The 24,733-nt window shown below is 46.6% G+C and carries 20 protein-coding genes and 1 tRNA gene; 10 read left to right on the plus strand and 11 right to left on the minus strand.

Annotated features, from left to right (window positions below; translation table 11 throughout):
• The first annotated feature begins 188 nt into the window (after positions 1 to 188).
• Together G499_RS0116460 and G499_RS20470 are read left to right on the plus strand one after the other, a co-directional pair.
• The gene (locus G499_RS0116460) at positions 189 to 1,769 is read left to right on the plus strand and encodes an aldehyde dehydrogenase family protein (protein ID WP_281171878.1); all 1,581 of its coding nucleotides are present in this window, start codon (positions 189 to 191) and stop codon (positions 1,767 to 1,769) included.
• A 138-nt stretch (positions 1,770 to 1,907) separates the two neighbouring features.
• A complete protein-coding gene (locus G499_RS20470; RefSeq protein ID WP_051296389.1) occupies positions 1,908 to 2,633 on the plus strand; it encodes a TetR/AcrR family transcriptional regulator in 726 nt (241 codons plus the stop codon).
• Positions 2,634 to 2,726: 93 nt separating this feature from the next.
• Here G499_RS20470 and G499_RS20475 read toward each other — a convergent pair whose 3' ends face one another.
• The 4 genes from G499_RS20475 to G499_RS0116485 form a co-directional block, all read right to left on the minus strand.
• Positions 2,727 to 2,960, minus strand: a complete 234-nt coding sequence (locus G499_RS20475) for a hypothetical protein (RefSeq protein ID WP_035727933.1) — start codon at positions 2,958 to 2,960, stop codon at positions 2,727 to 2,729.
• The gene (locus tag G499_RS0116475; protein WP_027000847.1) at positions 2,935 to 3,531 is read right to left on the minus strand and encodes an RNA polymerase sigma factor; all 597 of its coding nucleotides are present in this window, start codon (positions 3,529 to 3,531) and stop codon (positions 2,935 to 2,937) included. The genes G499_RS20475 and G499_RS0116475 overlap by 26 nt, the downstream gene beginning before the upstream one ends.
• Before the next feature lie 252 nt (positions 3,532 to 3,783).
• The gene (locus G499_RS0116480) at positions 3,784 to 4,467 is read right to left on the minus strand and encodes a CDP-alcohol phosphatidyltransferase family protein (RefSeq protein ID WP_081413856.1); all 684 of its coding nucleotides are present in this window, start codon (positions 4,465 to 4,467) and stop codon (positions 3,784 to 3,786) included.
• A complete protein-coding gene (locus G499_RS0116485) occupies positions 4,439 to 4,951 on the minus strand; it encodes a DUF3592 domain-containing protein (protein ID WP_027000849.1) in 513 nt (170 codons plus the stop codon). The genes G499_RS0116480 and G499_RS0116485 overlap by 29 nt, the downstream gene beginning before the upstream one ends.
• A gap of 249 nt (positions 4,952 to 5,200) precedes the next feature.
• Here G499_RS0116485 and G499_RS0116490 point away from each other — a divergent pair, with 249 nt between their 5' ends.
• From G499_RS0116490 to G499_RS0116500, 3 genes are all read left to right on the plus strand, one after another.
• Positions 5,201 to 6,130, plus strand: a complete 930-nt coding sequence (locus G499_RS0116490; RefSeq protein WP_027000850.1) for a hypothetical protein — start codon at positions 5,201 to 5,203, stop codon at positions 6,128 to 6,130.
• Between the two features lie 215 nt (positions 6,131 to 6,345).
• Complete coding sequence (locus G499_RS0116495) at positions 6,346 to 7,824, plus strand: hypothetical protein (RefSeq protein WP_154658512.1); 1,479 nt, start codon at positions 6,346 to 6,348, stop codon at positions 7,822 to 7,824.
• A 347-nt stretch (positions 7,825 to 8,171) separates the two neighbouring features.
• Complete coding sequence (locus tag G499_RS0116500; protein WP_081413857.1) at positions 8,172 to 8,996, plus strand: tetratricopeptide repeat protein; 825 nt, start codon at positions 8,172 to 8,174, stop codon at positions 8,994 to 8,996.
• Between the two features lie 57 nt (positions 8,997 to 9,053).
• Here G499_RS0116500 and panC read toward each other — a convergent pair whose 3' ends face one another.
• A complete protein-coding gene (gene panC / locus G499_RS0116505) occupies positions 9,054 to 9,905 on the minus strand; it encodes a pantoate--beta-alanine ligase (protein ID WP_027000853.1) in 852 nt (283 codons plus the stop codon).
• 137 nt (positions 9,906 to 10,042) lie between these two features.
• Between panC and G499_RS0116510 the strand changes: the two genes are divergently transcribed.
• Genes G499_RS0116510 through glmS form a run of 3 tightly spaced genes read left to right on the plus strand, consistent with a single transcriptional unit; the run spans position 10,043 to position 14,075 of the window.
• Complete coding sequence (locus G499_RS0116510; RefSeq protein WP_027000854.1) at positions 10,043 to 10,861, plus strand: glycogen/starch synthase; 819 nt, start codon at positions 10,043 to 10,045, stop codon at positions 10,859 to 10,861.
• The gene (locus tag G499_RS0116515; protein WP_027000855.1) at positions 10,839 to 12,215 is read left to right on the plus strand and encodes a DUF4270 family protein; all 1,377 of its coding nucleotides are present in this window, start codon (positions 10,839 to 10,841) and stop codon (positions 12,213 to 12,215) included. Before G499_RS0116510 ends, G499_RS0116515 begins: the two co-directional genes overlap by 23 nt.
• A gap of 24 nt (positions 12,216 to 12,239) precedes the next feature.
• Positions 12,240 to 14,075, plus strand: coding sequence for a glutamine--fructose-6-phosphate transaminase (isomerizing) (glmS, locus tag G499_RS0116520; RefSeq protein ID WP_027000856.1), 1,836 nt, complete (start codon positions 12,240 to 12,242; stop codon positions 14,073 to 14,075).
• 230 nt (positions 14,076 to 14,305) lie between these two features.
• Here the strand turns inward: glmS and G499_RS0116525 are convergent, their stop codons facing one another.
• The 3 genes from G499_RS0116525 to G499_RS20485 all read right to left on the minus strand — a co-directional run bounded on the left by G499_RS0116525 (position 14,306) and on the right by G499_RS20485 (position 18,335).
• Entirely contained in the window at positions 14,306 to 15,133 is an 828-nt protein-coding gene (locus G499_RS0116525) for an SDR family oxidoreductase (RefSeq protein WP_027000857.1), read from the minus strand.
• A gap of 209 nt (positions 15,134 to 15,342) precedes the next feature.
• Entirely contained in the window at positions 15,343 to 16,062 is a 720-nt protein-coding gene (locus G499_RS20480; protein ID WP_051296339.1) for a peptidylprolyl isomerase, read from the minus strand.
• A gap of 53 nt (positions 16,063 to 16,115) precedes the next feature.
• A complete protein-coding gene (locus tag G499_RS20485; RefSeq protein WP_211231638.1) occupies positions 16,116 to 18,335 on the minus strand; it encodes a patatin-like phospholipase family protein in 2,220 nt (739 codons plus the stop codon).
• A gap of 508 nt (positions 18,336 to 18,843) precedes the next feature.
• Here G499_RS20485 and G499_RS0116540 point away from each other — a divergent pair.
• A tRNA-Thr gene (locus G499_RS0116540) sits at positions 18,844 to 18,917 on the plus strand.
• Positions 18,918 to 18,992: 75 nt separating this feature from the next.
• Here G499_RS0116540 and nuoB read toward each other — a convergent pair.
• Positions 18,993 to 19,523 (minus strand): NADH-quinone oxidoreductase subunit NuoB, encoded by a 531-nt coding sequence (gene nuoB / locus G499_RS0116545; protein ID WP_027000858.1) that lies wholly within the window; start codon positions 19,521 to 19,523, stop codon positions 18,993 to 18,995.
• A 170-nt stretch (positions 19,524 to 19,693) separates the two neighbouring features.
• Between nuoB and G499_RS0116550 the strand changes: the two genes are divergently transcribed.
• Complete coding sequence (locus G499_RS0116550; protein ID WP_081413860.1) at positions 19,694 to 21,109, plus strand: alpha/beta hydrolase family protein; 1,416 nt, start codon at positions 19,694 to 19,696, stop codon at positions 21,107 to 21,109.
• Between the two features lie 17 nt (positions 21,110 to 21,126).
• On the opposite strand, the gene G499_RS0116555 is transcribed toward G499_RS0116550, so the two are convergent.
• The gene (locus G499_RS0116555; protein ID WP_027000860.1) at positions 21,127 to 22,296 is read right to left on the minus strand and encodes an N-acetyltransferase; all 1,170 of its coding nucleotides are present in this window, start codon (positions 22,294 to 22,296) and stop codon (positions 21,127 to 21,129) included.
• Positions 22,297 to 22,349: 53 nt separating this feature from the next.
• Entirely contained in the window at positions 22,350 to 24,068 is a 1,719-nt protein-coding gene (locus G499_RS0116560) for a sodium:solute symporter family protein (protein ID WP_027000861.1), read from the minus strand.
• Positions 24,069 to 24,733: the final 665 nt, after the last annotated feature.

Below are 24,733 nucleotides of genomic sequence, written 5' to 3' on the forward strand. Positions count from 1 at the left end.
CGGGCGGAATTTACGGAAACAAAATGAGAAAAATTCGGGTTTTTGGGAATGGATAGCGACAATACAAATACCGCAAGCTATCCAACACAAACACAAGTCCTTTGCTTTGCCAACAAAGCCGCCAAAGAAATTGCTTTTTAGTCGCAATATCGTTATATTTGTTTTGCTGAAAGAGGCCTCAAAATAATGTGGTATTAGCAACTTCCCTATACGCACGATGTTCCGTTGACTACCTGCAAAGCAGCACAGGCCTAGGCTCAACAGCAATTGCTCCCTCAAAAACACCCTCCCAAAACTCCACTATAATCCATATGAGTACTTCCACCCTCACCCCCACCGCTCAATCCATTGAGCAAGTGAGCGCCGAGATTGACCGAATCTTCGCCGCCCAACAAGCCAATGTTACTTATCTGCGCAATACCACTGCTCGTGAACGAATCACAAAACTTAAAAAACTCCGTAGCACCATCGAAGCAAATCTCGAAGAACTACACGAGGCGTTACATAAGGACTTTCGCAAATCGCCGGCAGAGGTCAATCTAGCAGAGGTGTTCCCTATTTTTGGCTCTATCAAACATACCTGCGCCAAACTACGCCGTTGGATGAAGCCCAAACGTGTAGGTACTCCACTCAATATCATTGGCAGCAGCTCCAAGGTATATTATGAGTCCAAAGGTGTTGCGCTGATTATTTCGCCTTGGAACTACCCCTTCAACCTGACTTTTGACCCGCTGGTATATGCCATTGCCGCAGGCTGTGCGGCCATCCTCAAGCCCTCTGAGATGACTCCACATACCTCGGCCTTTATCACAAAGTTAGTCAAAGCAACTTTCCCTGAAAACGAAGTCGCCGTATTTGAAGGTGATGCAGCGGTGGCTCAAGCGCTGTTGGCCAAACCATTCGACCATATCTTCTTTACAGGCAGCCCCGCACTAGGCAAGGTGGTTATGCGTGCCGCTGCCGAACACCTCACCTCTGTAACGCTCGAACTGGGAGGCAAATCGCCTGTCATTGTGGATAAAGATACCAATATCAATGACGCTGCTGATAAGATTACTTACGGCAAATTCCTGAACTGTGGCCAAACCTGTATTGCCCCCGACTATATCTTGGTACACCAAGAGGTCAAAGACCAACTCGTTGTGGCTATCGAAGAACGCATCAATCGCTTTGCCAAAGGCGAAGCTGGTAACGATACCATCGAAACCACCCCAGACTATGCCCGTATCGTCAATCAACGACATTTTCAGCGTATCAAAAGCTTGCTCGACGATGCTACAGCCAAAGGAGGCAAAGTTCGGACAGGCGGGCAAGTGATTGCCGAAGAAAACTTTATCGCGCCTACACTCATCGAGCAAGTCAGTGAAGATATGAAGTTGATGCAAGAAGAAATCTTTGGCCCGCTACTGCCTATCAAAACTTTCAATACGCTCAAAGAAGCAACCGATTATGTAGCGACCAAGCCCAAGCCCTTGGCACTGTACTTCTTCGGCAACCGCAAAGACAGCCGCGAGTTTGTACTCAAAAATACCACTGCCGGCGGTACTTCTATCAATGAGACCTTGCTCCATATTACCAACCCTGACCTGCCCTTTGGCGGGGTCAACAATAGCGGTATAGGCAAAACACACGGCTTCTATGGCTTCACGGCCTTCTCCAACGAGCGTGCGGTGTTACACCAACGCGTAGGCTTGACAAGTATCAAGATGATATACCCTCCATATACCCCAAGGGTCAAACAATTTGTCAAACTACTGATGCGCACCTAATGCTGTAGCGCTCTAGGATATCAGCAAATGACTATTCCGTGTTGAATAAGGCACGGAATTTTTTCGCCCTCAAGCAGATAGGCTTACTATTATAACAAAAATCATTACTTTTGCATTTGCTTGTATAACACACTCACCATGAAAGGATTCGCTAGTATCAAGATTAAGATCAATCAAAAGTTGTATCTCAAAGACCCGGAACAAACCGAGCTGGGACGCAATATCATCCAAAACAGTATTTTACTGATTGATGAATTGGGCTTTGAGGCTTTTACATTCAAAAAATTAGCCACTCATATCCACTCTACAGAAGCCTCTATTTATCGCTATTTTGAGAACAAACACAACCTCTTGGTATATCTTACCTCTTGGTACTGGAGTTGGCTAGAGTATCAGATTGATTATCAGATACATAACATCGAAGACCCCAAGCGTTGTATCGAGATTGCCCTCAGTGTGATTACGGATATCAACCAGCAAGATGATGCTTTTGAGTATATCAATGAGGCCGCACTCCATCGGATTGTAGTCGCTGAGTCGCTCAAAACATACCATACCAAAAGTGTGGATGAGGAGAACAAAGACGATTTTTTCAGGAGCTACAAATCTCTCTGCAACAAACTCGTAGAACTGTTTGAGCAAGTCAACCCTGAGTACCCCTTTGCGAAGGCGCTCTCCAGCACGGTCATCGAGTCTGCCCATCAGCAAATTTTCTTGGCCTCACACTTGCCCCGCCTCACTGACTTCTCGATGCATGATAGCGCCCAAGATTATGCTCCTATTACCCAATACTTGGAGCACTTGGTGTTTACGCAGCTGCTTTCTCCACTACCTGAGGGGTGTCATCTGAAAAAAACCGACTGATAGACTGCGCTTTGATAGCCAAAACATTATCAATCATAAAAGCCATATACTTTGAAGAGTACATGGCTTTGGTATTTTTGAGGAAGCAGGGTTTTATGCTGCTTGCGCCCTAAGGTCTTTGGAGGCTTGCAGAATGGCCGCAATACACGCAGGTTGGGGAGTTGTTACAGCCTGATTGAGCTGACTGAGCGTGTGTTTAAGCACTTTGTAGCGATAGCGCAAGTGCGCGTCTCGGCTCAGTTGGTGTTGAAAACGCTGCTGCTCCTTGTCGGTCATCTCAGCATAAACATAACGTATCAGTTCATTCTCGGTGTGTGTATTGTTCATGGGTGTGCGGGGTCTGTAGTGCTTTGCGTAAATTAACCAAAGCATAACGCATGCGCCCCAAGGCTGTATTGATGCTTACTTGTGTCGCATCGGCAATTTCTTGAAAGCTCATTCCTGCGTAATGCCTCATGATTAATACTTCACGTTGCTTCTCAGGTAACCGCTGAATGAGATTTCTTAGTTGAGCTACAGTTTCGGCTTGTATTTGCAATGTCTCGACAGAGTCTTCAGCAAATGAAAGCGCGTTGAGCACATGGTCACCATCACTAAAAACTACCTCCGGGTATCGCTTTTCGCGGCGGAGGTAGTCGATGGCCAAATTGTGTGCCACGCGCAGTAACCAAGGCAAAAACTTGCCTTCTTCTTGGTAGCGCCCCGATTGTAGGGTTTTGATAGCTTTGATGAAGGTCTCTTGCAGCAGGTCTTCGGCAGTGTAGCGGTCTTTGACCACAACGAGTATGGTGGTGTATACTCTTGGACTGTGCCGGGCTACGAGTTGCGCAAAAGCTTCCTCATCTCCCTTGATATACCTTGATATCAGGGTAGCATCTTCGACAGTAATTTTGTTCATAACACACATTGGGTTAGTTGGTTGCCCTTTGCGCTTCTCTTGGCAAACGACAACAACAGTGCTTAACACTTTAATTTTGTAGACAAACAGTAGCTCCTTCAATCGGACAAACAAAAGGAGCTTTTACACACAATTATAACAGACAAACTTTTGTACTACTTATTACGGGCATACAAAAGCTTTTGTTATCAGGTAATTCCCCTATTTTTGGGCCAAAGGTCTACTAAAGCACCAAGTTAAGCACGGCACTCTCTACCTTTTTAGTGCGATAACTGACAAAGTAAGGTACAAGACGAAAATCGCCGGAATCCAGGCCAGCCCTCCTCCAGCAAGCAGCATAAGGCTGCCCAACAAGAGGCCATAGCGCCAAGGGTTGGCCTCGTGGCTAGGGCGAAGGGTTTTGAATTTGAAGGACAAAAAAGGCCTGTTGAGCAGCATCAGGGCGGCCAAGGCTATGGCCAAGCTACCGGCAACCCAAGGCTGCCAAACCCAATCAGGAGCCTGCCACCAAGCTGAGGAAGCCACCAACAGCGCTACCGCAGGGGTGGGGACACCTGAGAAATGCTCTTGCTGGTTTTGGTCTATGGTAAACTTGGCCAAACGTAAGGCCGCTGCCGCAGCAATAAACCACGCCATATGCGCCCACCACGGCTGACGTACGGGAGTATGACCGGCCATTTGTACATACCACAGCATAGCGGGAAGCGCGCCAAAGCTGACCATATCGGCTAGGGAATCAAGTGGTTTGCCTATAGCTGACTCGGCCCTGAGTAAGCGTGCCGCTGCCCCATCCAAGAAATCAAACACCAAACCAGCAGCCAGAGCATAGGCAGCCTCTCTCAGTTGGCCTTGGGCGGCATAATGCAGGCCAATGCAGCCACTGATGACATTGCCTAAAGTAAGTAGGTTAGGGAAGTGGCGACTCAAGGTCTTCATCAGGGTTAATTTTGGCCATCAAAATATAACGTATCAAGCATACCAATGCCAAGGGCATCAAGCCAAAGACCAGTACCATGGAGGGAGCAAACCACAGATGCCAGAAGTCATACACCACGGCTTGTGTGGGCTGTTCGGGACGGTAACGTATCCATTGTTGCTGGCCGCGTGTGGGATGGAGGGTATCTGTGGTAGGCACATTGCTTGTAAACTGTATCACGGTGTCGGCTTCGGTTGGTTGGTATTCCCATATCGGTAAAAAGGCATAACGCTGGGGTTTCCAACCGACAAGTGTTGCCTGAGCCGACTCTGTTTGGCGTAGCCACTGCCACTGCATCAAGACCATATAGCCAAAGGCCAACACAGAAAACAAAGCAAAAATCAATACGGCTAAGCGTGTATTGCGTAAAGGGGTTTTGGAAGAGGCCATAGCAAAAATCATTCGTTTAGAAGCCAAAATACTCCGGCTGATAAAGGTATGCAAAAGTGCTCATTTTTTGGGAAAACCCCAGCCCTCGACGTCCGTCGGCCATAAATTCTTGGACACCTGTTCGTATAATAATATCGTTCGTTTGTAAATTTGTATTGATAATATTATCCTACCAAACGTTTGTACGTATTACATAGGGGACAAGGCCAACCAACTATGTGTATCAGATAGTTTAGTTAAATCAAACACCCCCCTTACCCTAAAATAATAATACTCACCTTACATTAACACTCAAATATTCCCATGCGTACCATCTTATCTTCCCTGCTGCTCTGTGTAGGACTGTTGCTCTCACAAACAGGCTTTGGTCAGGAGTTGTACTACATCGTAGAAGTCAAAGGCAATATCGTTGCCAACGGTAGCCTCCTTGCCAAAGGTAAACAAATCAAAGCTACTGACAAGCTCAAGATATCGCCCGGAGCCAAAGCCATTGTGATGAGCTCGCAACGCGGGCGCTTTGTGATTCCTAAGCCCGGAGTAAACACCTCGTCGCAGTTGGAGTTTTTTGTGAAAGATGTGCTCTCACCACTCAAAACCAACGCCCAAGCAAGTACCCGAGGTGGCGAAGAAGCCAATGGAGTTATTGACCTAAGCAATTATTTTGGCCGCCAGCAATTTTTAATCATTGGCGAAACACTCAACTTTGATTTAGACCCCAACAAATACCCACTCGACAACAAGAGCTACTTGCTCCTGATGGCCAAGGTAGACGGTGTTACCTATCTACACAAGCTGCCCCATACTGACAAGCACGTTACCCTGACCAAAGATGCAATGCTTGAGGCACGAGGTGGAGAGCGAATAGCACTCACAGCACTAGAGCAAGTCGAACTATATTACATCAAGAACAACGCCCGACAGTTGGTAACCTCGTTCAAGCCGGTATTCTTGCCCGAGGCAGAAGTCAAAGACTTCTTCGATTTCCTCTCCAAAACTACTGCCTTTGGGGAGCTGTCAGAAGCTCAGGCCAAGTACGACTTGTTGTACTGGAGTTTTGTGGCGGCATACTTACAAGACTTTGTCGAAACAGCAACGGCCAGCGAAAGCAATATGGCAGTTCCTGAAATGAAAATTGTTGCAAAGTTTGGTGAAGAAAGTTTCAAAAACTGGCTACATATCCACAAATACATCCCTACGGCCAAAGTAGATACCCCTAAGGACGTAGTAGAGTAGCCCCATAAAAGCTGATACCCAAGCAACTTTGGTTTGGGAAATATATTCATTGAAAGCCCTTGATAATCAGGAAAATCAAATCCTGAAAATCCTCGAATCAAGAGAATCTTGGTATATTTTTAGTAATTTGCCTGCAAGCCCTCAAAGGCTCCTTTAGTGGTAGTTTTTGGGGGCTTATCAAATCATCAAAACCCTGACTGAACCTATTTTTTGGTATGCGAAGACCGTTATTGACCCCCAAACGTATCGTGGTGGCCTTATTGAGTACGCTGAGCGCAGCGCTAATGTGTTGGTTTACATTTTTTATGCTTAGCCTTCCTTATGTTTATGGAGATGAATTGCTCCTGATACGGTTGACCTCTGTAACCAAAAATATCATTCTCAATTGGCAAGAAAAACCTGACTCTTCACGGTTTCTTTTTGTAGATGTAGCTTGGGACAAAGAGCTGATTGACAAGAACGAAGACCTCATCACCCCGGCCGATACCTTGGTCTTGGCGGCCAATGATACGACCATCATCGCGGCTGATACCCTCTTGACAGACGAGGGCGGGCTACTCATCACCCCCGCCGACACTCAAGTCCGCTACAAAGGTGATACGCTTATTACCCCTGCCGATACTTTTGCTGTCCGCATTGGTAATGAAGCCATTACGAGCCGCTCGAAGCTGATGAAGTTTTTGCGTATTCTAAACCGCAAGCCAGATTTATACAAATTTGTGGTTTGTGACGTGTCCTTTATGGGTGCGTCACCGTATGATGAGCAGCTCTTGGCCGAAATTGTCAAGGCCAAAAACCTAGTCATCTCCTATCACCGAGATGAAAAAGACAAACCCGAATACCCCGACCTGCCCATTCCTAAAGAAAAACTCGGGCTGTCTGATATCGAAAAAGTCAGTGATGTAGTCGTCAAATTCAACATCTACCACAATGATTCGCTCAAAGCGACACCCCTGATAATGTATGAGCAAATTTCTGGAAAAAAGTTTGCGCGAGGGCCTTGGTTTTATCAAATCGGTGGGCAGAATATCTTGACATCCTTTATACTCGATTACCGACTTCGTGCATATGAATATACCTTTACACCGCGCTACAACAAGGTCTTTTTGGGAGAGCTATTGGCAGCAGTGCCCAGCAACGACGACGACGAACTAGCCACACTGATGAACGATGACCCAGAGTTGGCCGCTTTTTTGGCAGGCGCTACAGACGCAGATAGCGCAAATACGGCTGATGAAGACGAGAAATATGCATTTATAGAGGCTCTCATCAAGGATAGGATTATTTTCATTGGCGATTTTCAGCTTGAAAACGACAACGACGTACACCAAACCATCTATGGCACTACCCAAGGACCACTGATTTTGGTCAACTCCTTTTTGGCTCTCGAAGCCGGCGACAATATCGTACAGCCTACATTTTTGATCTACCTCTATGTGTGTTTTTGGGTCATCTCTTATTGGGCGTTGATTACACCCGGCATATATGGTATGTGGTTGCAGCGCATCCTCTCGTTGGGCAAGAAAAAAGAGGTTTCCAACATTGTCTCTATCACTGCCTACATCATCTTGTTTGCTGGAGTTTCGGTAGTGTCTTATGTGTTTTTTGACAAACATATCGGCACACTCATTCTGAGCTTATACATGAATGCGATTGACCGTGCCAAAAAATGGTGGGCCAAACGATACGCCTAAGCACTTGTTTATACCCAATCACAATTGGTTTGGGAAATTTGCGCACTGAAAATCCTTGATAATCAAGGAATCAAATCCTGCAAATCTCCAAATCTTGTGAATCTTGGCATAATAACCAAAAAGCAGCGTTTCGGTTTCGATGAAACACATTTTATACAATCACTAAGGATACTTTGCATATAAGTCCTTCGGCTTGAAGGCGAAGCCAATGGCAGCATCAGCCCTTGTCCCGAGTTTTTTGAGGAAGCAAAGAAAAAATGAACCTATTCTGATAGGCAATCCGTACAAATAGCGTAGCGTAACTTATACAACGCTGATCAGTTCATCAAAATAAATACACACCTATTATGCATATGCAAAGAATAATGTTGTTTTTCGTTTGCTTTAGTTTCCTAACACTAGCCGCTCAGGCTCAAGAGGAAGAAACAATGCTTCGAGAGGGTCTGGCGCTAATCAACCAAGGTAAATACCAAGAAAGTATCCGCAAGAATGAAGAGGTAATCAAAAAATACCCCAAAAGCCACGTTGCTTTCAACAACATCGGCTTGGCTTATTACTACTTAGATGAGATGGATAAGTCTATTGATTTTTTGAAAAAATCTATTGCTGTCAATGCTGATTATGGCTTGGCACACGCCAACTTGTCTAAGATGCTGTTTTTGGAAGACCGCTACGAAGAGAGTCTCAAACACGCCAACCGCTCTATTCAAATTGGCGGCTCACAATCAGATTTGGCGCTTTATGTCAAAGGACGCATCTTGCTTGACCAAGGCAATGCAGAAGCCGCCATTGAAATGTTTAAAGATGCTATCAAAATAGATGGAGAATACAGAGATGCCTATTTTTGGCGTGGCTATGCCTATGTGTCGCTTCAGAAATATGAGATGGCCATCTTGGACTATGACAGGGTAGTACGCCTTGACCCTAATCATTCTATGACCTACAACAACAGAGGGTACTGCTATATGGAAGGACCTCAAAATTATGATCGAGCGATGTCTGATTTTAACAAGGCTTTAGAGCTAGATCCAGACAATCATCAGGCGGTCAACAACAGAGCTTTTATACTGCACGAACAAGGCAAAAAAGAAGAAGCTTGTAAAGAATGGCAACGCGCTATCAAAATGGGCAATAAAAACGCCCAAAACCTGTACAACGATTATTGTAACTAACACCATACAACTAACCAGAAGCCCTCAAGCGCCCACCAGCCTTGGGGGCTTTTGAGGTTATAGTTCCCACAGATTGTCTATCAGCCGCACCCCCTCAAGGTAGGCCGCAATACAGACAATGACCTCTTTGGGGTTAGCTACCCCCCCCAAGACGGGCTGTAGGGTGAGGGTATCTACTACAGACAAATACTCTACTTGAATCGCCGGCTCTTGTGCCAACAATTGGTGGGCTTGGGCTGTGGCTAATGCTGCTGTATGGCCTTGTGCCAATTGTTGCGCAACAAGCTGAAGAGCCTGATACAACAAGGGCGCTTGTGTGTTGCGCGCTAAAGCAGAGAGGCGGGTGTTGCGCGAAGACAAAGCCAGCCCACTACTCTCCCTGACAGTAGGGCAAAAACGCAATGTGATGGGAAAACTCAAATCTTTGACCAACTGCCTGATAATCAAGCACTGTTGGAAATCCTTTTGCCCAAAATAGGCTCTATGGGGCATCACCGCATGGAAAAGCTTGGACACCACCACCCCTACACCACTGAAATGCCCGGGGCGAAAAGCCCCCTCCAACACATCGTCTAGCCCCTCAAACTGCATCCCTATCCGTGGCTGCGCCGGATACATATCGACCTCCGTAGGACAAAAAAGCACATGACAGCCAACCTGCTCTAAAAGCACTTGGTCTTGGGACAAGGTTCTTGGATATTTCGCTAAATCTTGCGCATTGTTAAACTGAATTGGGTTGACAAAAATACTCACCACCACTCGGTCGTTTTCGGCTAGCGCCTGCCGTACCAAGGCCAAATGCCCCTCATGTAAGGCCCCCATTGTAGGGACTAATCCGACGGACAAACCCTCCATATAATACGACCTAACTAACTGATTGATAAGGGGTATAGAAGTGATAAGCTGCATAGTTTAACGAAGAGTAACATCTAGTCTAAGCTGCAATAATACGTAGCCTTTGCAAGCAAACCTTGAGATTGCGCGTTTTTTTTCGTAATTTTGCAAATCGTTTGTTTGTTCGTGTTTCAGATAACAAAGAAAGAAAAATGCAAAAACTTCGAATTCTGTACGTGGCCAGTGAAATCAACCCTTTTCTCAAAACTTCTTATGTGGCTGATTTCGTACGTCAATTGCCTCAGGCAATGCAAGAGCGCGGAATGGAGATTAGAATCTTAGTCCCGCGCTTTGGTCTTATTAATGAGCGTAAGAACCGACTTCATGAGGTTGTGCGCCTGTCAGGAATCAATATCGCCGTCGGAGACGAAGAAAAGCCGCTCATCATCAAGGTAGCCTCTATCCCCAATGCCAAGCTCCAAGTCTATTTCATAGACAATGAAGACTACTTCCAGCGCCGCTCTATGTTCTTAGATGAACAAGACAAGTTTTATGAAGACAACGACGAGCGGGCCATCTTCTTTTGCAAGGGAGTAATGGAAACTGTTAAGAAATTGGGCTGGGCACCCGATGTGATTCACTGCAATGACTGGATTACGAGCCTGATTCCGATTTATCTGAAAACAACTTATCAAAATGACCCCATATTTAAGAATACAAAGTCTATATTTGCAATCTATAACAATTACTTCCAGCATCAGTTCAACGAGGATTTCATCCAAAAAGTAAAGATGGCCGATATAGATGACAAAATGCTTTCGCCACTCAAAAATGCTAACTTTGAATCGTTGATCAAGATAGGAATCAAGTATGCTGATACCGTCATTCGTGCCGAAGAAGCATACAGCGATATCCTAAGCCGACTGCTGGAGGAGCATCAAGTAGATAACATCAGTGCATTCCCTTCTAACAATGGCGACTTTTCAGAGTATTATTACCAATTTTATAATGAACTTGCAGGTGTTGCATAAACCATTCTTCCATCGAGCGCTTAGCCTTGGGCTAAGTGCTTTTCTCTTATTCTTAACCGCTTGTCAACAGCCCAATGAAGTAGGGCTGGGCCTCATATCTGATGGCGATATACGCCTGATTTATGTCGACACCCTGACACTGAGGACAAGTACTGTATTGCTAGATAGTATCAATACCAGCAACCCCAACCTGCTGTTGAGCGGAGCCTATACTGACCCAGAGTTTGGCCGCATCCGAGCTACCAGTTATATCAGCTACATAGGGGCTACAGTAACGGCAGCCCAGATATTGCCCACAGAGGCGATCTTGGACTCTCTGGCAATAGACTTTAGCTTTGCGTATTTCTATGGCGACTCGTCGCAAACACAACGCCTAGAAGCACACGTACTGAACCAGCCCTTGGCCATATCTAAAGAATACTACAACTTTTCGAGTGTTCCGTTTGCCGCCCAAGCCCTTGGCAGTACAACCATCACCCCCTCTACCCTGACACGCACAGTAGGAAACGTACGAGGCTCTAATGTCCGTATTCGTATTGATTCGCCTGACTTATTGGCGCGCCTAGGCAATATCTCGCGTGGTGTCAACCCCATTCCAAAGGCTGATATTGACAATATCTTGCCCGGCATTGCTTTGGTAAGCGAAGACAACAGCCAAGCCGTATTGGGCTTTGATGTAGCAGGCTCAGGAATTACGATTTTCTATCATCTTCCTTCTGATACCTTGGGGCAAACTGCACGCGAGTTTATCGCCATTTCGGCCTATGGCCTAGCATCCTTCAATCAGATTCAGAGCAACCGCGCCGGTACTCCTTTGGCTTCTTTGAGCAGCCAAACGCCACTTCCCAATACTGCCTATATCCAAAATGGGCTAGGCATCGCTACAAAAATAGAAATTCCTTATCTCAACGCATTGAAAGAAGGCAACTCTCGTTTGGCTATTAACCGTGCGGAGTTGATCATCTTCCCCGAACCCAACAACAGTGTTTTTGCCCCCAATAGTACCTTGGGGCTCTATTTTCTAACTCCTGAGCACCGCCCTGTCCGTACGAGGCTTTTCCGTGAACGTGCATTTCAGGAAGAAGGGCGCGACCTCAATAGCAACACCTTCCCCCTAAGGCTCTCTCTAAGTAGCAATAGCCGTACATACAGAGCGCTAATATCGAGCACCTTGCAAAGAATGCAGCAGAATGAAAACATCAGTTTTCTGATAGGGTCTAGCTTTTATTTTGTTTCCGAAGATGATGCAGACAACCCCATTTCCAATGCAAACGTAAACAGAATGAAACTGAGCATTACGCCTAATAGTACCCGTCGTATGCGTTTGGAATTGTATTATACCTTAGTCAAGTAATTTTTACCCAAAACCTTCTTCGATATGTGTGGAATCATAGCATACAGCGGACACCGCGAAGCTTATCCCGTAATTATCAAAGGCTTGAAGCGCCTAGAATATCGTGGCTATGACAGTGCTGGCGTGGCTATCTTTAACCAAGATTTGCAAGTGTATAAGAAAAAGGGTAGGGTTTCAGACCTTGACGCTTATGCACAAGGGCAAGATTTGCACGGAACCGTCGGGATAGGGCATACCCGATGGGCTACTCACGGAGAGCCAAATGATGTCAATGCACACCCACACTACTCGCAAAGCAAAAACATCGTCTTGATTCATAACGGCATCATCGAAAACTATGCCTCTATCAAGCAAGATTTGCTCAACAAAGGCTATAGCTTTCATAGCGAAACCGACTCGGAGGTGCTTGTCAACTTTATTGAAGATGTACAGCAAAATGTAGGCTGCTCACTGGTAGAAGCAGTGCGCCTAGCCCTGCAAAAGGTAGTAGGGGCTTACGCTATCGTGATTATCTCTAAGGATAACCCCGGGCAAATGATTGCTGCGCGCAAAGGCAGCCCTTTGGTGATTGGCATTGGTGAGAGAGAGTTTTTTGTTGCTTCTGATGCTACACCTATCATCGAATATACCAACGAAGTAGTATACCTCGACGACCAAGAGCTGGCCGTTATTGAAGACGGGGAGCTACACATAAAAAGTCTCGACTCAATCGAGAAAACACCCTACATCCACAAGCTTGACCTAGAGCTGGATGCTATCGAGAAGGGTGGTTTTGAGCATTTTATGCTCAAAGAAATTTTTGAGCAACCCAAGTCTGTCAGCGACAGTATGCGTGGGCGTATCAATTCTACCGAAGGGACTTTATTGCTCGGAGGGCTGATTGAGTACATCAACCGTTTGGTCAGCGCCGACCGCATCATCATCCTTGGCTGTGGTACCTCTTGGCACGCAGGCCTGGTAGCAGAGTATATTTTTGAAGAACTAGCACGAGTACCGGTAGAGGTCGAGTATGCCTCGGAATTCCGATACCGCAACCCCATCATTCGTGAAAACGATGTGGTGATAGCCATCTCACAATCTGGCGAAACAGCCGACACCTTGGCGGCCATCGAGCTAGCCAAATCCAAAGGAGCCATCATTTTTGGTGTCTGCAATGTAGTAGGAGCATCTATCCCACGTGTAACCCATGCTGGCGCTTATATCCACGCCGGCCCTGAGATAGGTGTAGCCAGTACGAAGGCCTTCACCGGCCAACTGTCTATCTTGATGATGATGGCCTTGATGATTGCGCATCGCAAAGGCACCATCACCGAAAGCCGTTACCGAAAACTACTCGTAGAGTTGGAGCAAATTCCTGCCAAAATAGAACAATGCCTTGCGCTCAACGCGCAAACACAATACATTGCAGAGGTGTTCAAAGATGTTCGTAACTTCTTGTACCTTGGCCGAGGTTATAACTTCCCCGTAGCGCTTGAAGGAGCTTTGAAGCTGAAGGAAATTTCTTATATCCACGCAGAGGGCTATCCGGCGGCGGAGATGAAGCACGGACCTATTGCTTTGATTGATGAAGAAATGCCAGTGGTATTCATTGCCCCACACGATAGCAGTTATGAAAAAATTGTCTCCAATATTCAAGAAGTAAAGGCACGCAAAGGACGCGTAATTGCCATCGTCAACGAAGGTGATACGGTCATCAAAAACTTGGTAGACTTCAGCATCGAAATCCCTTATACTAGCGAAGAGCTTACGCCGCTTTTGTCGGTGATTCCTTTGCAGCTATTGGCTTACCATATTGCGGTGATGCGTGGTTGTGATGTAGACCGCCCCCGCAACTTGGCCAAGTCTGTAACGGTAGAATAAAGGCGAAGTATTGCTGATTGAATAATTTGATATAGGCCATCCACGTTTTTCCCGGGGTGGCTTTTTTATGGTTTTGCTACAAGCTTGATGCAAATCCTTGGCAACAGATTCTCCTATGAGGACACAGGTACAGACGAGGACACGTTTGGCTTTTGTGGATAATCGATGTATAAAAAAATGAGCCACTCCAAAGCTTCGGAGTAGCTCATTTTTTTATTTAATGCAAGATTTTAAACAAAGAAATCAGGCATCAGGTCTTGATCCTTAGTGCCGGGGGTAACGGCATATTTGCTAAAATCAGTAACTCCTTCGGCACGCAACAAGTGCTCATCGATAAAGAAATTGCCGGTACACTCGCGGCTATTTTTGGAGAAGATGGCATAGGCGGCATCGGCCATAATCTCTGGTGTGCGTGATTTGGAAACCATCTGTTCGCCGCCGAGGAGGTTTTGAACAGCCGCTGTAGCGATAGTAGTCAAAGGCCATAGTGCGTTGAAGGCTACCCCTTGTTTGCGGTATTCACCAGCCATACCCAATACACACATACTCATCCCAAACTTGGCCATCGTGTAGGCTACGTGTGGAGCAAACCAACGCTCTTCCATATTGAGTGGGGGCGAAAGGTTAAGTACGTGTGGGTTTTCGGATTTGAGCAAATATGGCAAACACTTTTGCGAAGTCAAAAAAGTACCACGGGTATTGATTTGGTGCATCAAATCATAGCGCTTCATTTCTGTTTCGAGCGTTCCTGTAAGTTGGATTGCGCTCGCATTGTTTACGAGTATATCGATACCGCCAAATGTGGCCACAGCTTTCTCTACAGCCTCTTGTACTTGCTGTTCATCGCGTACATCTACTACCAGGGGGAGAGCTTTGCCGCCTGCGGCCTCTACCTCTTCGGCAGCGCTAAAGATGGTTCCGGGCAATTTGGGATGAGGCTCTGCCGTTTTGGCTGCAATGACAATATTGGCACCCTCACGGGCGAGGCGCAAGCCGATGGCTTTACCGATACCTCGGCTAGCACCAGTGATGAAAACGGTTTTTCCTTTAAAATTCATATGCTTGTTAGTTTACTGAAATGTAGCACACTGAGATTGTTGTTATAAAGATACATGATTTCTTCAAAATGTGGCGCTGACCAATTGGAAATTACAGTATTTGGACAGCCTTTGGAGCCAGTTTATTGAAATATCATTAGCTTCGCATACTGATATGTACTATGCATTGTTTTACCTACTGCTCGTGTGTTCAGGTTTCGGCTTAGGGGTTATTCTTGTAGTTGTGGATAGCGTTTGGTGATTTGTTTGTGTTTGAGAAACGTTACTTTGACCTGCATTTTGACATCCTCTTGGGGGCGGTCGCGGCGGTCGGTAGCTACTGCGGCTATGGCATCTATTACCTCCAAACCTTCAATTACTTCTCCAAAAACAGTATAGTTTTGGTCTAGGTGTGGTGTTCCGCCTAGGGTACGGTATGCTTCGCGCTGCTTGGGGGTGTATTTATTGCCGGTTCGGCTTTCAAAAGCATCTAAATCAGCATCGCTCAGGGGTTTGCCTTGTACGATATAAAACTGACAACCGCTAGAGGCTTTGGCCGGGTTATTGTCGCGGGCGGCAGCTAAGGCACCTTTTTTGTGAAACAGCTCGGGCACAAACTCTGCATCAACATAATAGCCCACATCACCTTCGCCCAAACCTTGACCGGGCTGCGCGTTGCGTGAATTGGGGTCGCCCCCTTGAATCATAAATCCGTTGATGACCCTGTGGAACAATAGCCCCTCATAAAAACCTTCTTGGGCTAGTTTTAGGAAATTGGCCTTGTGTTTGGGGGTTTGGTCATAGAGGCGTAATACGATATCGCCTTTTGGGGTACTCATTGTGATGAGGTAATCGCCTTTACTTTTGCTGTTTTGGGCATAACCAACAGAGAGTGCCAAAAATAAGAACGCCAGTGTCCATTTGGCTTGAAAGTGAAAGTACTGTGTCATATGTGTTGAATATGGGTGATTTGTAGAAAATAAGTATGCGAAAGTTGTAAGTCCTAAAGCAAGGCCTTCAGCTGCCTGATAGCCAACTGATTGCGTATCTCAAAAATCGTACGTTTGATGTTCTCCTTGTCTTTGTCGGCCAAGTGCCAGCTCAAAGGCGCACGTTCGATACGGATTATTTTAGGAGTTTCGTCGTTGTTTGCTACCGCAGGGCTGGTCTGTAATTGTTGCCATTGGCGGTAGCGCTCCTGTACTTCATCCATATTTTTGGAAATGGGTACATACTGAAACTCTACACGATATACAGGCAAGCCCAGCCAAGATTGAGCAAACTCTATCTGGGTATCGTTCTGAATATCTTGCACATATTCGAGGTTGACAAACAAAGAGCTGACTGGTGTAAAAATACGCTGAAAGAGTGATTGCTCAATGCTTTTTTCGATGGGTTTGTCTTTTTGTGTATCTCGGATTGAGACAAAAACAACCCCGGAGGTGTTTTCTTGAATCCATTTGCGAAACGTAAACAGAAACCGTACGGCATCAGAGATTCCAAAATTATCTGAAACACCTGCATCCATAATCTGCATAGCCGGTTCGCTAGGCAGCTTGATATTGGGTGTTACATAGGGAAAGGTAGCACTCATTCGTAGTGCCGTCAGGAAACGCAAATTGCCGGCATCTTGCTCTTTGAAAAAACGTAAAAACTCTATTCCCTTGGTTTTTTGATTCAGAAAGCGCTGCTGATAAATGGTGGGGACGGTCATATAGGAAGCATTGACTGGTGAGATGATGAGCTTGCGCCCATCATTGACAATAGTCGGAGTCAGCATCATCATTGGAATTTGCGAAAGCAGTTCCGGCTCACGATAATCGCAGAGGGGCTTGTCGAGCATCCCGCCGGTATTGCGGTTGAGTTGTTGCTCGAAAGCGTGCCCACGGTCTTTGTAATAGCGATACCCTCCATACTCAAAAGTCTGAAACCCAAAAAACAAGTCATTAACCACTAGGCTAAACATAATAGCGTTGAGATTATCTTTGGCGATATTGTCGAGGTATTGGGTATCGTAGGGGTTGGTCAGGCGGCCTTGTTGTTGGCGTAGATAAAGCTCCCTAAAATAGGCCATCCCAACCATTCCGCCCGAAGCCCCGGTCATGAGCATTGTGTGCTTCATCAAGCGCCCGTTGAGGGTACTGTCTACGGTCTGGAGAGTACGCATTGCCCATACTGCCGCTCGTTGGCCGCCGCCACTCGCACACACAAAGACCATCTTTGGTTTGACATTGGGAGGGAATTTCTTGCGCCAATTGTTCAACGCCACGAGTGTTGTTTGTACATCATCGCGATATTGTTCGTCGTTGCTGAGCGTACGAACATTCTGAAGTGTATAATCTGCTTTGGGGGTTGCATAGTTGAGCCCGTAGGCTTGGTAGGTAGGGGAGATGTATCCTCGCTCAGTCAAAATATTGATACTGAGCAATATCAACACCGTAAAAGAAAAAGTCCAGCCACGCAACCAATAAGACAAGGCGCCGGTAATCATCAAGACAATAGTAAATAAGAACACCAAACTGGCTGCTGCCGGAATCTGGAAAAAGGGGTAGTCGCGGAAAGTTCCGATAGCTAATACCAAGCCCAAGATGACAAACTGAATAATGACCCCGTTTTGGTGGTTTTGGTCAAATACCTTCAAGACCCTGTAGCTATTGATTTGGCTGGGGTCAATAGTTTTGCACGGCTGTAGGTAATTGTTGAGGTAATAATCGACTCGGTTGGGGTGTTGTCGGGCAATCTGTAGGCGCTGAAAAACATTGACCCGTACCATCTTAGTGCGCTTCAGGGTGCGGTCTATGGGTTCGGCAAAGATATTGAACACATCTTTGTTGGTATGCAAAAAATAATAGAGCAATGCTCGCCCAGCCAAGGTAAAGCCCGCCCAAAGCGCGGCAATGCGTATCACCACTGTTTCGACGGGCAGCTGCTCGTTGTATAGCTCATAGCGCCAAAGCTTGTAGGTATAAATACCCATAAACAGCAGGGGAATAAAGGCATTGTTGATTAAAAACTTCCAAAAAGGCGCTGAGAGAACACCCAAGAACGAAAACCGGGGCGCATCCAAGATATAGCAAGTGATTTGGTACGACAGTGTAAACGTCCCCAAGGTAATGCCCATCACAAAAAAGCTCCAGCCGCTTACTTCATTGAGATATTCGGGCTCCAAAAAAAGCATTGGCACACCCAACCCACTCCCGATAGATTGGGTGATGATACCCAACAACAACAACCATAAAACTAGAATAAGTTGGTTTTTTTTTGATGTGTAACAAGAGCAGTTGTACCGGAAAGCTATACCAAAACCCTATCAAAAACTGCTTTAGCAGCTCCCATCCTTCTACAAAGAGGTCATACCAATGTGGTGTATCATCCGGCAAACCGGAGCCGGATTTGTCAGAAGGATGATAAATTTTTATGTTACGTTTACTCTGATTGGTACTCACGGTAGTGATTACTGGCGCTTAATTTCCCCAAAGAAGCAATTTTAGCGCAAAAAAACAACTTTGCCTAATAATCATCTCGCTTTCCTCGAAACAAACAAGGCAAAATCAACTTCCCTAAGCAAGGCATAAAAGATGCTATGCAAAGTCGTAGTCGGGCAAAAAGCACACGCTGATTTATTTTTTATAGCTGAATATCAGATATTTATAAATTTTTTTCTAAAAAACAGCGACTAGTATTTGCTCTTTCAAAGTTCCTGCGTACCTTTGCAATCCCAACCCATAGCAGCCTCCATAGCTCAGCTGGCCAGAGCAACTGACTTGTAATCAGTAGGTCGTTGGTTCGAATCCGACTGGGGGCTCTTTCAAAACACACCATTCAAAAGATGGTGTGTTTTTTATTGGGTTTTGCAGCGCAATTCCATTGGCACAATGCCTTAGCGCTCCACACTGCTTTTTTTGGCCAACAAGCGTTCAATGGCTTCGGGTGCGCGGAGGTGTTCGCCCCTAATTTTTTCTTGCAACTTCATAAATCCGCCAATCAAGGCTTCGGGTCTTGGAGGGCATCCGGGTACATACACATCCACTGGGATGATGCGGTCTACCCCTTTGACGACATGATAACCGTGTTCCCAGTACGGCCCCCCACAATTGGCACAGGAGCCCATCGAAATCACATAGCGTGGCTCAGCCATCTGCTCATACAAACGCCGGATGCGGTCGGCCATTTTGAAGGTAACTGTGCCGGCTACAATCATCACATCTGATTGGCGAGGCGAGGCTCTAGGAAACACCCCAAAACGATCTAAATCATAGCCAGAAGCAAAGGTGGCCATCATCTCGATAGCACAACAAGCCAGCCCAAAACCCATAGGCCACAAGGACGAGAGGCGCGCCCAGTTGGTCAAGTCTTCGACATTGGTCAAGATGATGTTATTACTGTTAAATTGTTGGTCTAATAATCCCATTGGTTGTCAAAAGGTTATGAAGCAAATGTTTATTCCGACGCAAGCAACCTTTTCGGTATATTATCTGTCTAAATACTAAGGCGCTGTTTCGGGCCTCGGCATCCAGAAATGTTCAGAAAAAGGCAAGTAGTTGCGCACTGTTTCAGGATTAAAGGTAAACAATTTTTGTGATGAAACCATTGTTGATAAGTATGTTGGGCGTTGTGGTGTGGTTTTGGAGCAGCGCTGTCTTTGCCACCTCTCTTGAGGGTATTTGGGAGGGCAATATTTATACCGAGACCGAGATACACCCTATCTGGCTAGAAATCCACCACCAAGCGCCTTATCTCGATATTGTGGTGAGCCTTCCGCAACAAGGCATCAAGAACCAACAAGCCGAGCAAGTCTGCCTATCTCAAAGCCAACTGGCTTTCAGGGTAAGATATCCTTCTAAGCTGCCCTTATTTTTGGAGTTTAGCTTTGACACACTCAAACTAGCGGGCTATTTGCTCGACAACGAGGCCTTGGTGGGCAGCTTGTTGCTCTACAAACAATCCCCTACTACTGCGGCAGAAGCGCCTGATTTTAGGGAAGAGGAAATAACATTTCGCAATCGTAACACCCATTTTTCGGGAACGCTGACCCTACCCAAAGGCAAGGGCAAATTTCCGGCCTTGGTGCTCATCAATGGGAGCGGCACCCAAACCCGCGATTCAGAGGCTTGGGGCTTCAAACCCTTTAAAATTTTGGCCGAGCACCTAGCAGCTGCCGGAGTCGCCGTGTTGCGCTACGACGACCGCAATGTAGGCAAATCCAAGGGGGGGATACATTGGCAGATGACTATTGAAGACTTCGGTGAGGATGTTCGTCAGGCTGTGGCCTATCTCCAGCAACGCCCCGAGATAAACCCCTCCCAGGTAGGGCTTTATGGCTTTAGCGAAGGAGCCGCAGTGGCCTCGTGGGTCGCCCGCAACAACTCCGAGATAGCCTTCTTGGTATTGGCCGGGGCTACGGCTATGCCCGGCGCAGCGGTCATCTTGGCGCAAAGTCGCGCCATTATGGAAGCTGAGGGCTACACAGATCAGGACATCGAAGAAGCCCTCCAACACACCCAAGCAAGCTTTGAAGCCGCCTCACAAAACAAAGGCTGGAAACAATTGGAGGTACTCTTGTGGCAGTCGTTTGCCGATGCCTTTGGGCAACTTTCTGCTGCCGAACAACAACACTATGGCAGTTCCCAAACCTATGCAGATGCCCATACCAAGGCGCAATTGCAGTATCTGCGCTCGCCTTGGTATCGGTATTTCATAAAATACAACCCGGCAGAAGCACTGGGGCAGGTACGCTGTCCGGTGTTGTTGCTATATGGCGAAAACGACCTCCAGACCATTCCCCAAGAACAACTACCCAAGGCGCTGGAAGCACTACACCAACAAGCGCGCAATCATGATGTAAGTGTGCGGATTTTTGACAAGGCCAACCACCTCTTCCTGCATAGCTTGACGGGCAGCCCGGGCGAGTACCCACACCTGCACAAACGCTTTTGTGAGGGCTTTCTCGAAACAGTTACAGAGTGGCTGCAAAAGCGCAGTACTGCGCTTTATTGAGAGGCCAAATAGGGGGCTTACTTGATTTTTGGATGCCGCTCAAACACCGCATTTTCATCAAACAACTTGCGGTAGGTGATGTGAGTACGAGAAATTTCGGCTCCCAAGCTCTCATACACCCGCATCATAGCGGGCAAGAAGTCGCCTGTCCAGTTGAAAATCAGGGTTTTGTATGGAAATTTGGGATCAAAAGCAAATTTGGAAAACTTCTGAATCATGGCACTTTCTACGCCCCTACCTTGGAACCGAGGCAACACCCCGATGACAATCCCTAGCGCGGTTTTGCATTGGCCAGTCCATAGACCATAGCCAAACTTCAGCTTGCCAATCAGGTTGAGCTTTCCATTGACGTGCTTGAACAATTCGTTTAGCTCAGGAATCATCACCATAAACGCAACCGGGCTGTCGTTGTAATAGGCAAACCAGATTAGGCGGTCGTCGATGACGGGTTTTAGCTCTTTTAACAATTTTTGGGTGTCGGCAGTACTCAATTCGGTTACCCCTTCGTGTTTGCCCCAACTTTGGTTATAAACGGCGCGGAAGTCTTCTACATACTTATCGATGTGTTTCTTCTGGATATGTTCTATGCGGTAGGCCGGTGCGTCTAAGATACGCTTGGCGCGTGCGCGAAAGTTTTCATCGAGCTGCTCCTCTCCCTTCACTTCTATGCGGTAGGTATATTGCTGGAAATAGTCTTGGAAGCCATAGGCTTCAAAAAGCGCCCGATAGTAGGGGTGGTGATAATTGGAGTTATAAACCGGCGGCAGAAAACCATCGACCAAAAGCCCCCACCAATTATTGCGCTGACCAAAGTTTACGGGGCCATCCATGGCTTCCATCCCCCGTGCCTGTAACCACTGCTTACAGGCATCGAAGAGCATAAAAGCAGCCTTCTGATCGTTGATACATTCAAAAAAGCCCATTCCGCCGGTAGGCTGTTTTTCGATATTGGCAATTTTGTAATCCACAAAAGCCGCTACCCGCCCAATCAGTTCCTCTTTCTCATTGACCAATAGCCAGCGGATACATTCTCCGTGTTGGAATTTAGGATTCTTGGCGGGATCAAACACTGCCATTATATCCGCATCTAAGGGCTGCACCCAATTAGGGTCTTGAGCATACATTTTTTTGGGCAGTTTCAGAAAATCCTGCGCGGTTTTGGTGTCGGTTACTTCGATGAGTTTCATACGCAATTCGGACAATGATGAGAGGAAAAACACAACATAAGTAAGCAGGCGGGTTAGACTTGCTTTTTGGGAATCATTTCGAGGGCTATAGACAATAAATAGGCCAATACCATCACACAGAGGCAGCCCAACATATTGAGCCACAAGAAAGCGACCTGGCCCAAATAAGCGACCCAAGCAACCCAGATTTGGGTCATCAGGGCGGACCAGAAGACGGCTGTCGCTTTGGGGCGCAGTGCTTTGAATTGAGCTGTAATAAAAGCCAACAAAAATACACCTAAAACAGTCCCATAAAAAATAGAGCCCAAGAAATTGACCGCCTCTATGAGCGTGCCGAGCTGGGTGGCCAATTGGGCAAACAAGACCGCCATCAGGCCCCAAAAGCCTACCATCAGCTTGGAGGCATTGAGATAGTGGTGTTCGCTGCCATTGGGGTAAATCGACTTTTTGTATACATCCCACACGGCGGTAGTGCTCAGGGCGCTCAATTCTGAGGCCGTAGTAGACATAGAGGCAAACAAGATGGCTGTAATCAAAAGCCCTACCAAACCTGCCGGGAGGTACTGGGTTACGAAAGTCAGGAATATATAATTCGCATCATTGGTGTTGGCTGTGGGGCTGCTTTGCTTGATTAGGGTCGTCAGTTGCCCACGGATGGCCTGCAAATCTCCCTCAGCCGCTTGCATCTGTAGGCGGGCTTGGTCTACTTGTTGGTCGTCTTGAGTACGTAGCGCCTCTACCAGCTGTTGGACACTCGTCTTTTTGCGAGCAAAGGCTGCTTCGTGGGCAGATGTTATCTCGGCCAGCTCCGCCTGATAGCCCTGCGCCTCTAAACGCTGAAGAGACGAGGGGTTGAAAAACACTGGTGGTTGCACAAATTGGTAGAACACAAACAACATCGCCCCAATGAAGAGGATACCAAACTGCATCGGAATCTTAAATACCCCATTGAAAAGCAAACCCAAGCGAATTTGGCTCAGAGATTTTCCCCCAAGATAGCGCCCTACCTGCGACTGGTCAGTCCCGAAATAGGCCATCTGCAAGAAAAATCCCCCTATCAGCCCCGACCAAAGGTTGTAGCGATCATCCCAGCTAAAAGAAAAATCCATGGTGTTGAGCTTGCCCGACTTGCCGGCGATGTGCATCGCTTCTCCAAAAGAAAGCTCCTTGGGCAGGTGCCATATCACCAATATCCCGGCAATGAGCATCCCCGACAAAATGGTAATCATCTGTAGTTTTTGCGTTTGGCTGACAGCCTTAGAGCCACCGCTCACTGTGTAGAACGTAACAATAAGCCCAATGCAAATATTGATGAGCCACACAGGCCAATCCAAAATCACAGACAACACAATGGCCGGAGCCGCAATGCTGATGGCTGCGGCCAAGCTTCGTTGCAACAAAAAAAGGCAGGCTGTCAATACCCGAACCTTGGTATCGAAATAGGTTTCTAAAAATTCGTATGCAGTATATACCTTTTGGCGGTAGTAAAAAGGAATCATCACTGCCGACACAAAAATCATCGCCAAGGGCAAACCCAAATAAAACATCACAAAGCGCATCCCATCAGTATAGGCCTGCCCCGGTACAGACAAAAACGTAACCGCACTGGCCTGTGTGGCTATCACTGACAAGCTGATGGTATACCAAGGTAAATCACTATCGCCGCGTGTATAGCGCTCTAGGCTTGTGCTACTGCGACTGCTTTTCCAATAACCATAACCAATGATTAGGCTCGAAACCAAGCCCATCACAACCCAATCTAGCCCGCTCATCGGTATAGCTTAGCAAACCAATATAGCCCCAAAACGACGGCTAACAACTGAATCACCACGGCCCAATAGAGCTGTGACCAAGTACGAAAAAAAGGGGGTTTGTCTTCTATTGATGGAGGGGTGGGCTTGGTCATAATATCCATAACAGGGTTAATACAAGAGCCTACAGGCACTTTTGTGCTTTCTGAAAAAGCTCGACTCCACAAATATTTCACATTTTTACTTTGATTCCAAATATGCCATATAGCCCACTAGACATTTTTGGCTCTCGTCGTTGTTGTGCTTATTTTGCCCTCCGAGCGCTCAGCATACATTTATGCGTAAAGTATGGGCAAAGACGCATCCCTGTTGTGGATTTTTCGGAAGCACTTATGTGTGTGTGATTAGAAAACCTGTTGAATCAGGCGCAAATTATACCAAGATTCATAGGGTTTGATTTTCTTGATTCTCAAGGGTTTTCAGCGGATACATTTCCCATACCAATTTTGAGGCTCTTCCGGTTGCTAAGAAGATTTTCGAGGACTTGAGCGCCAAAATCACAGGAGCGCCAATTTTGATTGGGCATAAAAACCTATGGGCTAAGTCTTATTTTGTGCTCAAATAAGGGCTCCATCTATCTTGGAGTTCCAGCTCCGAGCTGCTTTTCTGACAATGTCTAGTAGTGT

It is taken from the genome of Eisenibacter elegans DSM 3317 (assembly GCF_000430505.1).
Lineage (GTDB): Bacteria > Bacteroidota > Bacteroidia > Cytophagales > Microscillaceae > Eisenibacter > Eisenibacter elegans.

What these genes read in the sequence shown, in the direction of transcription:
- G499_RS20470 (WP_051296389.1), top strand. Translation starts at nt 1,908, where the DNA reads ATGAAAGGATTCGCTAGTATCAAGATTAAGATCAATCAAAAGTTGTAT.
- G499_RS20475 (WP_035727933.1), bottom strand. Translation starts at nt 2,960, where the DNA reads ATGAACAATACACACACCGAGAATGAACTGATACGTTATGTTTATGCT.
- G499_RS0116475 (WP_027000847.1), bottom strand. Translation starts at nt 3,531, where the DNA reads ATGAACAAAATTACTGTCGAAGATGCTACCCTGATATCAAGGTATATC.
- G499_RS0116480 (WP_081413856.1), bottom strand. Translation starts at nt 4,467, where the DNA reads ATGAAGACCTTGAGTCGCCACTTCCCTAACCTACTTACTTTAGGCAAT.
- G499_RS0116490 (WP_027000850.1), top strand. Translation starts at nt 5,201, where the DNA reads ATGCGTACCATCTTATCTTCCCTGCTGCTCTGTGTAGGACTGTTGCTC.
- G499_RS0116495 (WP_154658512.1), top strand. Translation starts at nt 6,346, where the DNA reads ATGCGAAGACCGTTATTGACCCCCAAACGTATCGTGGTGGCCTTATTG.
- G499_RS0116500 (WP_081413857.1), top strand. Translation starts at nt 8,172, where the DNA reads ATGCATATGCAAAGAATAATGTTGTTTTTCGTTTGCTTTAGTTTCCTA.
- panC (WP_027000853.1), bottom strand. Translation starts at nt 9,905, where the DNA reads ATGCAGCTTATCACTTCTATACCCCTTATCAATCAGTTAGTTAGGTCG.
- G499_RS0116510 (WP_027000854.1), top strand. Translation starts at nt 10,043, where the DNA reads ATGCAAAAACTTCGAATTCTGTACGTGGCCAGTGAAATCAACCCTTTT.
- G499_RS0116515 (WP_027000855.1), top strand. Translation starts at nt 10,839, where the DNA reads ATGAACTTGCAGGTGTTGCATAAACCATTCTTCCATCGAGCGCTTAGC.
- glmS (WP_027000856.1), top strand. Translation starts at nt 12,240, where the DNA reads ATGTGTGGAATCATAGCATACAGCGGACACCGCGAAGCTTATCCCGTA.
- G499_RS0116525 (WP_027000857.1), bottom strand. Translation starts at nt 15,133, where the DNA reads ATGAATTTTAAAGGAAAAACCGTTTTCATCACTGGTGCTAGCCGAGGT.
- G499_RS20480 (WP_051296339.1), bottom strand. Translation starts at nt 16,062, where the DNA reads ATGACACAGTACTTTCACTTTCAAGCCAAATGGACACTGGCGTTCTTA.
- nuoB (WP_027000858.1), bottom strand. Translation starts at nt 19,523, where the DNA reads ATGGGATTATTAGACCAACAATTTAACAGTAATAACATCATCTTGACC.
- G499_RS0116550 (WP_081413860.1), top strand. Translation starts at nt 19,694, where the DNA reads ATGAAACCATTGTTGATAAGTATGTTGGGCGTTGTGGTGTGGTTTTGG.
- G499_RS0116555 (WP_027000860.1), bottom strand. Translation starts at nt 22,296, where the DNA reads ATGAAACTCATCGAAGTAACCGACACCAAAACCGCGCAGGATTTTCTG.
- G499_RS0116560 (WP_027000861.1), bottom strand. Translation starts at nt 24,068, where the DNA reads ATGAGCGGGCTAGATTGGGTTGTGATGGGCTTGGTTTCGAGCCTAATC.